Source organism: Paenibacillus sp. GYB006, from assembly GCF_036577645.1.
Taxonomy (GTDB): Bacteria; Bacillota; Bacilli; order Paenibacillales; family Paenibacillaceae; genus Paenibacillus.
The window spans coordinates 403,578-416,927 of record NZ_JARBDA010000003.1; the positions used below are offsets into that span (position 1 = coordinate 403,578).

The window sequence follows — 13,350 nt, forward strand, 5'->3', positions numbered from 1 at the left end:
GCATAGACAAGCTTATTCTCAAGCCCGCTTGCTATAACGTGATAGAATCAAACACATAGAATAGAAATCAAGAGAGGACGAGCACGGTGGAGGAAATAAAAGATTGGAAAAACGGTGCAGTCGGTCGCCCCTTTATTGCCTCGTTTAGCGGCGGCAAAGACAGCGTTCTAGCTCTGTATAAAGGCATGAAAACAGGCAGAGCTATTGGGCTCATTGTCATGTTAGAAGAGGAGGGAAAACGATCCCGATCTCACGGCATGCCTCCCACGCTTATTCAAGCTCAAGCTGAATCGATTGGACTACCGGTATTTACGGCTGCTGCAAGCTGGGAAGGGTACGAATCTGCATTTATGGGACTCCTTACACAAGCTAAGAATCAAGGAGCAGAAGTGCTGGTCACAGGAGATTTAGATGTGCCTGCTCATGGTTGTTGGCATGAGAAAGTGACGCAAAATGCGGGTTTAGGGCTTGGGATGCCGTTATGGGAGATGGACCACAAGGAGGCGGTGAAAGAATTCATCGACCTTGGCTTTACTACCATTGTAGTTACGGTCAATTTATCTTTAGGCATGCGAGAAGAGGATTTAGGAAGAACCTTAACTCATGACTATATAAAAGAACTGGAGGCCCGCGGTATTGACCCATGCGGGGAAGGTGGAGAGTTTCACACCACGGTAATTGACGGCCCTATATTCAAGCATCCTATTCCTGTGCGAAAATGTGCGATTCGTAAAGAAGGCGTATATGCCTTTTTACCATTAGAGCTCAATAAAGCTGTAGAGTTCAATTCATAAATACTACAAAAAATAAGAGCACCTGCGGGGTGCTCCTATTTTTGAATTACCTTACTTACTATTATCGATGATATACAATAATTGTACCAGGCTGCCTTCTACTTTGTAGGCCACTACAAACGTATAGTATCCCTTCTCTTCATTCGTTAAATCAAAGGTGAATTTTTCAGGGGATTGCGACCATTCACTAACATCAAGCGCTGTCTCTTTGAATGTTTTATTGTTTCGAATTACTGCTGTTTCAGGGATTACTTTATTACCATCTATCCCTGTAACGAGATTATCCACTTCAACAACAGGTCCATTTAATTGTGCTACTTCCACGTATTGAGGATCCAGAGTGAAGTTATTGAGTTTCACCAAGCCGCCGAGCGGAGAGTAATCTGTGACTTCATTTCCACTGATATTAAGGGTCTCCAGATTTATGGCATACTCTAATCCTTCAAGAGAACGAACTCGATCTCTTCCCCCAGGCACACAGGTTAATGAAGTAAGATGATACATATCACCTAGTGTTAATTCCCCGGTAACGCCTAACATTTTCTTAATCGTGTCACTTAAATAGCTGTCTTTTACCGTTATGACTTGAGTGAGGTCTATTCGTGTTAAACCTTCTTTTGCGCTCTTCAAAGCTGCTATCGCTGCTTCAACTTCATTTTGAGTAGCTCCCTGATTAGCGAGGACCTCTTCTGCTCTAGTCAAACTGGATGCAAATACCTGGGTGCTCTCTGGAGTATACCCTTCTAAAGAAACCGCTTTTGCTTCTTGGATTGCTTGTTCAAGCTCATCCGTAAACAAGCGATTGGCATTAGCAAAATGCAGCTTCGTATCTCCCCAAGTTGCATGGTCAGACCCATTTCCATTTCCACCGTCAGTAACGACTAACCTAAGTTCTTTTGCTCCATTAATATCAACTTGAGCGAATTTCTGTGGAGCTTTTGAATTCATGATCCCGCTGTCAAATTTCTTCTCTCCATCTACAAACACCTCGAAGCTGATGGAACCTACTGAGCCATACATCTGACGATCCACCCCGACAAAAGAGGTGAAGTAATCAAAATTCTTATCCGTTAGATCATACACAATAGTGGAATTAGAGTGTGCACCAATGCCTCTTGTGTAGGAAACTTCGCTGCTATTCTCATCCGTCAATCGTAACGCCTTCGCACTAATAGAGATATCTTTCAACGGTGCTGTATAACTATTCTGCGTGGAACTCCAGTCGTAATCGGTTAGATACGTATAATCTTCCATGTCCACAACAGCTATGGTTCTTGTCTTCATCGCCGTATTGCCATCACGATCGGTTACCGTGTAAGTAATCGGATATTCTCCCGCTCTATGAAAGTTAACTTTATCTTCTCCTGTAACGATGACCTCAGAAGTTATATCACCATCTTCTGCGTCAACAGCTGAATACTCGGCACGAATTGCAATTTCTTGACCTACTATAGTAGATACCGATTTAGGTATGGAAAGCTCAGGTGCACTTGAATCCGTTGTAAATTTAGCATCAGCCCATACGGTATGGTCTTGTGCATTACCATCACCTGCATCCGATGTTACAAGTTTCACCTTTTTCGCTCCTGTAACCGGTATTTTTATGAATTTATGCTCTGTGCTTGCTTTCATTACATCACTGGAAAATTTCTTCTCACCATCTACGTAAACCTCAAATATTGCTGATGCCCTTGTTCTATCCATTGCGTAATCAAGGCCGATATAACTTTCGAAGAAATCATACCCTTTACCTTCCAAATCGTATACTACCTCAGAGTTAGCATGTACTCCGATGCCTTTTGCGTATGTCGCTGCAAGCCCCTGTCTGAGAAGAGTAATTGCATTACCGCCTGGCGCTGTATCTTTTTTGAACTGACCATAACCTACTTTAGTCGATTCGGCAGTCAGATCAGAAACATACTCCAAGTTACTCGTTACGATAACATTCGCTGCTTTCGTCAAAGTCGTTCCTTCGCTCTGAACTTCGTACACAACTTCATAGCTTCCTTTTTTCGTAACATCAACATTGCTTGATTTAATAACGACTTCACTTGTAATCTCTTTTCCTTGATAATTTACGGCTTTTACATAACCCATTGGATCAAACGTTTGGTTTAATTTCAGGGTTACATGCTCTTCTACTGATAGTTTAGGCTGAAATGCATTACATTCAATCGGGTTTAATGAGTTCAGCTTTTTATCATATACAATAATCTGATAGGTATGGTTGACGCTTGTATCTACATTTGAATCAATGAATTGACTTGTGCTTGTGAAACCAACCAGGATATCATCTCTATAAATTTCATAACCCAAGATATCATTCTGATATTTCTCATCTATACCCATGTTTAAGGTGTTCGTCTTAGCTGAAGCATTTACAGCAATACTGACCTGCACTGAATCCGATGCATCTTTATTTTCAATTCCTGTTCCTTCATATTGAAGGACCGAATTGTTTAAGTACCAAAGTTTCTTAGGTTCTGGATACTTAGCTGTCTTTACTCTAGTCTCATCTGTAACAGTGAAACCATGTCTAGCAAAATGACTGCTAACGTCATAGCCCAGTAGTTCAGAAGAAAATTCCACATAATACTGCTGTTTAGAAATATCTCCGTTTGTAAGAGAAACCTTCCGTTCACGGTACATCTTGGACAGTTCGCTCCAGTATCCTGGATGAGCAAGCTCCAATTGCCAGTAAGCACCGAGCTGTGCAGCAAGCCCTTGCTCACTCATCACCACTTTATTTTCTTCAATTACGTAGCTATAGATCGTTTCAAAAGGAATCCGATTATCAATTGCATAACTAGGATTCATGTTGTGGGCTTCTACTGACATCAACATGGATACCATATTGTTGGTCACTTCCCCATACTCACGTTCTCCTATTGCAAGACGGTGTCCGATTTCATGGTTAAGTCCCCACCCTGGAGCCACCTTACTGAAATCAGACAGCATTAATGCGACAGTTCCATTTTGAATTCCCGTATGATCACCGGCTGCATACATCGCGCCATAAGGCTGCATCAGACGGATATTTTCACGCATCAATTTTGGATCGTTCGTCTCACTGCTTCCATCGAGACCATAAGTATTAAAAATCTGACTCATCCATACGTCATAACCAGTTACTGTATCCATTGGGTTATTGCCTTTAGTAATAAACTGGTTATAAGCCTCAGCAGCCGTCCCTGTAAAAATTACATGGTCGCTGACCATCTCCACAACATCGACTACTTGGCGATCAGCCACATTAGGATGTGCTGCTTTATCCTCATCGAGTCTTTCTTTATAAGCGATCAGCTCGCCTTTAAACTGTTCTGGATCTGTATCCGAAGTCATCATCGGAATCTTTTCTACACCTTCAAAACGAAGTACTGGAGCTTCTCCCTGCTCTTCAGGTGTATAGGGATTAACAATATAGATTGTGCCGCCTTTCGTAACACTGCGGGAATAGGAGCTTGTCGCAATTTCGGGTACGGTTATTGTATTTTTCCCTGGCTTAAGCTGTACACCTTTGGCCCAACTCGACCAGGAACCTTCTTGCTGTGTGAAGACTAAGGAAGGGACTTTGGCAGCTGACTCTACCTCCAAATAGACATGGATCGTATCCCCAGGTGTAGCTGTGAATCCGGTTGGCTGGTTGTTAGTACCAAAGCTCATTCGTAAGTTTTGCTGTGCATGCTTTCTCATATCGCCGCGCTGTTCAGCCTTTATTAGTGCACTCTGCAAATCCACTTCTCCACTAACTAGCTTTCTAGCTAAGCCGAGCTGATCTTTAAAAGCAGCGTATAATGGGTGCCCATTTGCTTCTTGCTCAAGTTGATTCAATTTGTCTATTTGATTATATTCGGGTGCAACCCTACTCATCGTACCATCGGTAAAAAGGTTACCCATGGCATCTCTAACCTTATCTTCTTTATAAAAAGAAAATTCAGCTGCACTTGCCCAGTTTTGATTTGCTTTTTTGTATACAAATTTCATTCTCTTAAACGCGGTTGGGGCAAATTTAATTTCTACGATGTTCCCCGTGGAACCTATGTATTCCCCTGTAGTTACTAATGTGAAATTGCTTCCTTCATCTGTAGTCGATCCATAAATCTCAAATTCTTGCGCAAACCCTTTACCTTTAGCGCCGTCCTGTCTAGCTGCATATACGATCCGATCTAACGTAGTTATTTCACCCAGCCGAAAAACAACCTCATTCGTAAACGTTGCACTATTTGGTTTTCCGGTTTCCCATTGAGTACTCATATCTCCATCTATTGCTTTATTGATTTGAGAATTAGGGTAGTTTCCGCCATTACTTGTGATGGAGGCAATGTTCGCGTTGTCCATTTTATAAACACGATTGTACGTATGTAGTAAATCTTGCCCATATAAATCAAAAGGAACTACCGCTGCTTTGCTTACTGAACCAACCTCACTTTGTGCTGCGCTTTTTGCTAGTTTAGAATTTTGCACTTCACTTGCCATAACATAACTCGTCTCACTTAACACGCTGAGAAGCATTGCCGCTGATGCAGCGATTGCTATCATTTTCTTCATACTCTCTACCTCCTGATGTGATGTGCGTACTTCTCCAACCCTTAAAACTTACACAAAAAAAGCTACCCTTAAAGAGCAACTTATACGCATCTAAAAAAGCATAAGAAATAAACTCTGCATTCTTATACATTCTTATATCAAAAAGCGAAACACACTCTTTGGCAGCTGGCTGACAATAGTTTTGGCCGTAGTCCCTATAGCTTTGCGTCCCTATGTTTCCATAGGTTTGCCTATTAAGTTTTGGTCTTACAAAAGAAAATATGTACGGTTCTCTTTTATTATCGGAACGGATCGTATGATTTCCATATAGGTCATTAACATTAAATTTTTTTGAAATATGCAGGGTATTTGTATGTTATCCCTGTAACTTTTCATTCTTATGGACTATGACGATCAAAAGTTTATATGACTCTAGTTCTGTTTCTTATGCAAGACTGACATTTGCGTGAAATTAGAGAGAAATCAAACAATAGAGTATACTGGATAAGTACAGGTTAGATTAGAGACAAAATTCTATATGTATATGAATTGAAATATAGTGCAGAAGAGGTTGAGAATGAGTCAGAAGCAATTTACAGATTACCCTTTAGGTGAAGAAATTATAAGAGCACTTCATAGCTTAGGTTATGAAACGCCAACAGAAGTACAATCGGAAGTCATTCCTGTCGTACTTCAAAATAAAGATTTGGTAGCCAAATCACAAACAGGCAGCGGTAAAACCGCATCCTACGGTATTCCCCTTTGCGAGCAAGTAGAATGGAACGAAAATAAGCCGCAGGCTCTCATTCTAACACCAACTCGCGAACTTGCCCTGCAGGTGACGGAAGATATCACGAATATTGGCCGCTTCAAACGGATCAAAGCTACCCCGCTTTATGGGAAACATCCGTTTCATATGCAGAAAGCTGAATTAAAACAACGGACTCACATGGTGGTCGGTACACCTGGACGCGTACTTGATCATATTGAACGAGGAACACTTGCGCTAGAAAGAATCGCTTATCTCGTTATTGATGAAGCCGATGAAATGCTGAACATGGGCTTTATTGAACAAGTTCAGTCCATCATTCAGGCACTGCCGAAGGATCGAGTTACGATGTTATTCTCCGCTACTTTCCCAGAAGATGTAGCCAAGCTATCTCGTAAGTATATGAACAGTCCCACCGAAATTGAAATTAAAGCAACAGGGATTACAACATCAACGATTGAACATGCTCTTATTCAGGTACAAGAGGGGGACAAACTCGCTCTGCTGGAAAATGTACTCATAAACGAGAACCCGGACAGCTGTATTATTTTCTGCCGTACTCAAGAGCATGTCGATTCCTTGTTCAGAGAACTTGCTGAGCTCGAATATCCATGCGATCGGATTCACGGCGGTATGGAACAAGAAGAACGGTTTGAAGTGATGAACGCTTTTAGAAGAGGACAATTCCGTTACCTGATTGCTACGGATGTAGCAGCTAGAGGGATTGATATTTCGAATATTACACATGTTATTAACTATGATATTCCGCTGGAAAAAGAGAGTTATGTTCACCGTACAGGGCGTACAGGGCGTGCAGGCAAGACAGGAAAAGCGATTACCTTCGTTACTCCTAGAGACGGCAGACGGTTAGCGGATATTGAGGATTATATTGGGTTTGAGATTCCTAAGATCAAAGCTCCTTCCGAAGAGGCCGCCAATCTTCGCAGAGAAGAATTCGAACGAAAATTACATGTTCGTACCGAACTTAAGAAGAATAAGCGTGAGCTGTTAAATGAACAGATCATGAAGCTCAACTTCAATGGCGGCAAGAAGAAAAAGTTCAGAGCGGTAGACTTCGTGGGAACCATTGCGAAACTAGATGGAATCACTGCGGACGATATTGGTATTATTACCATTCATGATCATGTAACGGATGTGGAAATTCTGAATGGCAAAGGACCGCTGGTGCTTGAGATGATGAAGGATACAACCATAAAAGGAAAGCAATTGAAAGTCCGTAAAGGAAACAAATAGAGCTTTAGCCATATAAAAAGACGAGAGAAAACGCGCAGCTGTATGCGTTCCTTTCGTCTTTTTCTATTGCTTATCCATTTCAAAAGTCTCTCCGGTTGATGCGGGTATCGTTAATAGAAAGGTAGTTCCCTTGCCCTTTTCACTATGTACTTCAATGTTACCCTTCACCTTATTCAAGGTACTGTAAACCATCAGCATTCCAAGACCGGTTCCTTCTTCTTTCGTCGAATAACTAGGCTTATACAGGCGCGTAATTTCTTCATTAGTCATGCCAATTCCCGTGTCTTCAATTCGGACCATAATATTCTGCTTTTTTTCCGAAATGTCGATGGAAAGTGTTCCGCCGCCCTTTTCTGTCATGGCTTCAATCCCGTTTTTGTATAGATTAATAAGGCATTGCGTGATTTGATTCCGATCATAATGTGCCTTTAACGTGTTATTAAATGTAAGCCTCACATCGACCTTATGTAACAAGGCATAGGGCATAATCATTTCGTGGGTGTAATCTACCTCTTCTCTCATGTTGGAATAAACCATATTCTCCGATTGTGGTTTAGCAAAAGAGAGATAATCACTTACAATCTTCTCTGCCCGCTTCAGTTCCAGCAAAGATAAATTAATATATCTTTTTTCTTGCTCGGTTATAGTTTTGGATTTCGCTAATAATTGCAAGAACCCATTGGTTACCGTAAGCGGATTTCTTATTTCATGAGACACGCTAGCCGCCAGCTCACTGGCAACATTTAATTTTTCTGAGTAAAGGATTCGGTCACGTCCCTTAATATTCGTAATTATTTTCTCGATAAGAATCATAATGATCAGCATCATCACAATATGTGTCCCTAATGCATTGATAACCAGCACCCAGAACATATGATCTAAATCTCCGATAATACAGCCTAAGATAATAAGATAGCATCCCATCGTTAAGAAAGAAAAAAGAGTTGCAGCTATTATGCGGCCTCTCGATTCCAATCGATTAAACGTCTTACTGAATAGCGGAATCAGAATCAGCACACCAGTAGAAAAAAGAAAGGAATGAAGCATACCTTCTCCTCCCACATAGAGTCGAAAAATATTTAGCAGAACATACAAAGGAAAGACATTCTTGTACCCTCCAAATAAAGCAACAATAATAAAAGGAATATATCGCAGATCAAAAATAAAGCCGGTTTCTAAGCGAATCGGCATGATGATACAAAGACTCATGGTTACTGCCGAGAGAGCCACAAAAACGTAACGATTGTTACAAAAGGGCCTGTTTTCAAAAAAGATCAAAAATAAGAGGACGGGAAAGAGTAAAAACAAGAAATTAAGCAGCAAGATTTGAAACAAGCGTTACCTCCTCTTCTAACCTTTACTATAAAAGATATTAGTTGTAATATTTTTGGATTAATTTAGCACATGCACTAATTTATTATTATAAGTAAATTCGAATCTGCTGACTATATAATGCACGCCATTTCACCCATCCAATTTTATACAATTGAGAAAAGCATCCGTGAGGATGCTTTTTAGTTAAAATCTTTATAGGAGATTTCGGATATAAGCGGATAACTCTTCAGCGGCTTTTTCATGAGCAGTTGCTCCTGGGTGGCTTCGAGCGCCCATTGTTTCTTCTGTCATATTTGGCAGTTGGAAAATAGAGACGTTCTGATCTCCTGTTTTCTGCTTAAATGCATCAACCGCTCGGTATATGGCTGGCATCATCGGTATCCCTAACATTCCGTAAGCCCATACGATCTTTGCCTGTTTGTTATACTTTCTAATCTTCATGAGAAAACGCACCGAGGCATCCTCAAAGGATTGTAAATCTTCCTCATGAAAGGAACCATCCTCATGCAATCGTTGTTTATGGATCTCTCCCGTTACTTCATCCTTCCATTCAGGAGAATAGAATGCTCCACCATCGTTCGTGCCGAGATTCACCACTACAACATCCGGTTGCCATGATTCAAAATCATTTTCCTCAAAAGCTCCTAAAGCTTCATTTTTCTTCCCCGTGAGAATGCCGCATACTTTCTCATAATAATCGGGCATATTTGCACGCGGATTATTATCCCAACTTGTAAGAACACCCCATCCGCTTTGAGAGAGAATCCGGTAATCCGCTTGTAACTTACTTGCCGTCATCGTGCTGTAATTGTGAATTGCACTGCACCACATCGGGATCCAGTCCTCTTCGGTTCTCGCACCAATGGCTCCTTCTCCCGATGTAATGCTGTCCCCAATAAATTCAATTTTGTACGGTTTCTCTTCCACAGGCAGAAAATCGCCGTCAGACTTCACGGCGTGAATCTGCAATGAATTACCGGGATCTCCACTCATCGCTTGCATATCTCTCACAATGCGCACATTTTTCACAACATCTTTATTCATCCCTCTAAATACACAAATAAAGCTTCTTCCCGCTGTTATCATTTGTCTGCTTACAGGAACCGAGTTAATCAGAATACTGATCCAAGGCTCATATGTATCGTAATCTGCCTCTACTTCTACCCATAATTCTGATCCTCTGACATTGAATTCAACTGCACTTCCTGTCCAGAATAACGTGAGCGGAGAAAGCCGTCCTGTCGTTCTCCCGTGAACTTTCAAATTTCCGATTTCAGATAAGGGATGTAATTCTAGTTTAGCTAGCGTCTCCATGTATATATCCTCCTAAACATTCCTCTTTATTTATATACATTTCGCCGGATGTAAAATATACCCTTTTAAATAGCAAAAGACAGATCCAAAAAGGACCTGTCTTTTCAAAAAATCTATTGATCAAACCCTTGCAATAAGGCTAAAGCTTCTTCATGATCTGGTTCAAGCTCTAACAGTTTTCTGAGGTAATGAAGTGCTTCTTCAATCATTTCTAACTCAAAGCAGCAAATGGCTAAACAATAGAAGACGGTAGATACGATCTCTTCCTCATCTTCGCTTAACTCGATCGATATTTCTAAGTAATGTTTGGACTCTTCATACATCTCCATCTCGAACAATACTAATCCTGCATCCAGCGCTAAGTCGTAGCGCTGTTCCATCACATAGTACGATGACCACATGATCTCTATACCTCTATTGATATCCAGCAGTTCTTCATCTCTTGCCTCCGGCAGCAGACTGCTAATCTGTTTTGCACTCTGAATGAAGAATTCTGCATCGTATCCACCGAGACGCCAGAAGCTTAAAATTTGCTGCATTCCCATGCTGTCTATTCTTTGATCGACCCATTCTTTCATACTGTAAAATTCATCTGGACCAAACCGCTCAATAAACCGGCGATAAGCCAGCCTTGTATTTGAATATTCCTTTGGATGATCCAGCTTAAGAATACATCCCACATTAATATTACGATAGTGGTGCGGAGAGAATAATGCCTCGGCTCCTCTCTGTTCAAAAACTTGCTGAAGTGCATGATAATTAGCCGTTAATGAAAAACTTCCGTGCATTATGAGTTCCGGCGGTTCTGAGAATCTCCAGTAGTCGAGTAAATGCTCCCCTTTATCCGCCGTAATTAATACAAAACCTTCCTGTGACAACTGATTCAAACGTTCTAAACAAGTGAGTCCCGCAGCAGGAAATAAAATATGCGATTCTTCTAATTCTTCTTGATAAACAGCAATGACATCACGATAAGGATAAGCTTCCTGCTCATACTCAGGTGCTCTTCTATGTTCATAACGCAAAGATATTTGATCTAATACTTCAGACGGTTTCAGTGTATCCATATGTTCAGGATATTCCACAAAAACATCAGCTTCATATATTTTTCCATCCTGAATATAAAGTAATTCCTGAGGAATTCCGCAGAAGAAGTAGTTAGCCACAACCAGTAAAGGTTGTTTAACATCTCCTTTACTAATGGTGATGCCTGCCATTACTAGGTTCAGTTCCGTGTCCTGAACAGCATCAAATTTTGCAAAATCAAGTACACCATCCTGAATAAAAGATTGCAGTGCCGGATGCTCTTTCCAAGCGAGTACATTACTCATGGCAAGATCCGTCATTACATAGCGGAATGGCGGCAGTGATATCCCTGCATAGTCCCTGAGTTTATATAACTCGAGAAGTACATGGTAAGCAAGACGTCCTGCTCCAGCTCCCAGCTCTACGATCGTAACCGGTTCTGTGATATGACCTTGAGTGGCCCGATCTTGGAGAAAGCCAAATATCATTTCTGCATAAGCAGTAGCAATCATCGGATTACTCGTTATATATTGAGGGACCTGGTCATTATTCCATGCCTTCATTCCCTTTTCCTCATAATAAGCTCGCGATAAGTCCCATATTGGTGCTTCGCTAAAGCGGTAACGTTGTTTTTTGTTCTCTATCATTTCCATTATATCCTGCTCTCTACCCGTTATTTATTGCTTTGTATCATGCATCTTTCTTCTTACTCTATCATACTCTTTTTTTCCTTCTGTCACGAATTCTACAGCAAAACAGGATACATTCCCATCTAACATGCGGGTCACATATCCTGTTTCCTTAAGCTTCATATGATGATCGTACTGTCTTGGTGTTTACCGTCAGGTCCCGCAATAGGTCCGGTACGGTACAGCTGATTTCGGCGGAAGTGCAGCAAATTCAGCTTGTTCAGTTGTATAAGCATAAGGGTCTTTAAGAACATCTAGCAGCTGCTCCATAACGCTGTAGTCTGCTTGATTTACTGCTGCCTCTAATGCAGCTTCTACCCGGTGGTTACGAGGAATCACGGCAGGATTACTGCGGCGCATCAGCTCATAGGCTTCAGCCTTTTCTTCTGGTTGTCTGTCTAATCTTGCCTGCCACTGCTCAAACCAAGAATTGAATTCGTCACTTCCGTACATGGCCACATCTTCAGGTTTCTGCAAAGTTAGAGAACAGAACGTGTTGGTGTAATCGGCATTTTGCTTGTACATCATCGTAAGCAGATCTTCGATCAGGGTTTCATCCTTCTGCTCTTCCGTATATAGCCCTAGTTTTGCTCTCATTCCCGCCAGCCAGTGCTGACGATATAACTTAGGAAATTCAGCTAGTACATCCTGGGCTAGACTCACCGCCTGCTCCGTATCCTCATGCAGCAAAGGTAATAAGGCTTCTGCTAATCTTGTGAGATTCCATCCCGCAATACTTGGTTGATTTCCATATGCATACCGTCCCTCCCGATCAATGGAACTAAATACGGTTGCCGGGTCATAATCATCCAAGAATGCACAAGGACCATAATCAATGGTCTCTCCGCTGATCGTCATATTATCGGTATTCATCACTCCATGAATAAAGCCAACTAACTGCCATTTACTTATAAGAAGGGCCTGTCGTTGAATTACTTCCTGAAGCAGACGGAGATACGGGTTCTCTGCATCTGCCGAATCTGGAAAATGTCTTTGTAAAGCGTAGTCGGCCAAGGATTTTAGATCCTCTTTGGTCCCCCAGTTCGCAGCATACTGAAATGTTCCTACACGCAGATGGCTTGCTGCTATTCTGGTTAGAATAGCGCCCGGCAGATAGGTTTCACGAATAATCAGCTCGCCTGTCTTCACCACAGCAAGACTACGGGTTGTCGGGATTCCAAGACCATGCATCGCTTCACTAATGATATACTCACGCAGCATAGGTCCAAGCGATGCACGGCCGTCTCCCTGCCTTGAATATGGCGTTCTGCCTGATCCCTTCAGCTGGATATCAAATCTCTCACCTGATGGTGTAACCTGTTCCCCGATGAGCACAGCTCGTCCATCCCCAAGCATGTTGAAATACCCAAACTGGTGACCTGCATAAGCTTGAGCGAGCGGATAAGCCCCCTCTGGGATTTCGTTACCTACAAGTAGGTTTGCACCTTGATCACTATTCAGCACCTGTTCATTTAGCCCAAGTGTCTTCGCTAGTTCAGTATTAAATACAACCAAATGTGGTGCACGTACCGGTTCAGGGTCTTGGCGGGTATAGAATATTTGAGGCAGACGAGAGTAACTGTTGTCATAATTCCAGCCTGCGTCTGAGGTTTCTTTTTTATTCATGATTACATCTCCCTCT

General features: G+C 41.7%; 7 protein-coding genes and 1 riboswitch. Of the genes, 2 read left to right on the plus strand and 5 right to left on the minus strand.

The window, feature by feature from the left end; translation table 11 throughout:
- Window positions 1–86: 86 nt before the first annotated feature.
- Complete coding sequence (locus PV403_RS10560) at window positions 87–794, plus strand: diphthine--ammonia ligase (RefSeq protein ID WP_332084546.1); 708 nt, start codon at window positions 87–89, stop codon at window positions 792–794.
- A 51-nt stretch (window positions 795–845) separates the two neighbouring features.
- Here the strand turns inward: PV403_RS10560 and PV403_RS10565 are convergent, their stop codons facing one another.
- Window positions 846–5,342, minus strand: coding sequence for an NPCBM/NEW2 domain-containing protein (locus PV403_RS10565; protein WP_332084547.1), 4,497 nt, complete (start codon window positions 5,340–5,342; stop codon window positions 846–848).
- A gap of 157 nt (window positions 5,343–5,499) precedes the next feature.
- A riboswitch (cyclic di-GMP riboswitch) is annotated at window positions 5,500–5,583 on the minus strand.
- A gap of 315 nt (window positions 5,584–5,898) precedes the next feature.
- Here PV403_RS10565 and PV403_RS10570 point away from each other — a divergent pair.
- Window positions 5,899–7,344 (plus strand): DEAD/DEAH box helicase, encoded by a 1,446-nt coding sequence (locus tag PV403_RS10570; RefSeq protein ID WP_332084548.1) that lies wholly within the window; start codon window positions 5,899–5,901, stop codon window positions 7,342–7,344.
- A gap of 63 nt (window positions 7,345–7,407) precedes the next feature.
- Here PV403_RS10570 and PV403_RS10575 read toward each other — a convergent pair whose 3' ends face one another.
- From PV403_RS10575 to PV403_RS10590, 4 genes are all read right to left on the minus strand, one after another.
- Window positions 7,408–8,679, minus strand: coding sequence for an ATP-binding protein (locus PV403_RS10575; RefSeq protein WP_332084549.1), 1,272 nt, complete (start codon window positions 8,677–8,679; stop codon window positions 7,408–7,410).
- A 192-nt stretch (window positions 8,680–8,871) separates the two neighbouring features.
- Window positions 8,872–9,993, minus strand: a complete 1,122-nt coding sequence (locus PV403_RS10580) for an SGNH/GDSL hydrolase family protein (RefSeq protein WP_213530850.1) — start codon at window positions 9,991–9,993, stop codon at window positions 8,872–8,874.
- A gap of 113 nt (window positions 9,994–10,106) precedes the next feature.
- The gene (locus tag PV403_RS10585) at window positions 10,107–11,666 is read right to left on the minus strand and encodes a tetratricopeptide repeat protein (protein WP_213530852.1); all 1,560 of its coding nucleotides are present in this window, start codon (window positions 11,664–11,666) and stop codon (window positions 10,107–10,109) included.
- A 195-nt stretch (window positions 11,667–11,861) separates the two neighbouring features.
- On the minus strand, window positions 11,862–13,337 hold the full coding sequence (locus PV403_RS10590; protein WP_332084614.1) for a protein adenylyltransferase SelO: 1,476 nt from the start codon (window positions 13,335–13,337) through the stop codon (window positions 11,862–11,864).
- Window positions 13,338–13,350 lie beyond the last annotated feature (13 nt).

Coding starts and splice junctions, on each gene's coding strand:
- PV403_RS10580 (WP_213530850.1), bottom strand. CDS start 9,993: ATGGAGACGCTAGCTAAACTAGAATTACATCCCTTATCTGAAATCGGA.
- PV403_RS10585 (WP_213530852.1), bottom strand. CDS start 11,666: ATGATAGAGAACAAAAAACAACGTTACCGCTTTAGCGAAGCACCAATA.
- PV403_RS10565 (WP_332084547.1), bottom strand. CDS start 5,342: ATGAAGAAAATGATAGCAATCGCTGCATCAGCGGCAATGCTTCTCAGC.
- PV403_RS10570 (WP_332084548.1), top strand. CDS start 5,899: ATGAGTCAGAAGCAATTTACAGATTACCCTTTAGGTGAAGAAATTATA.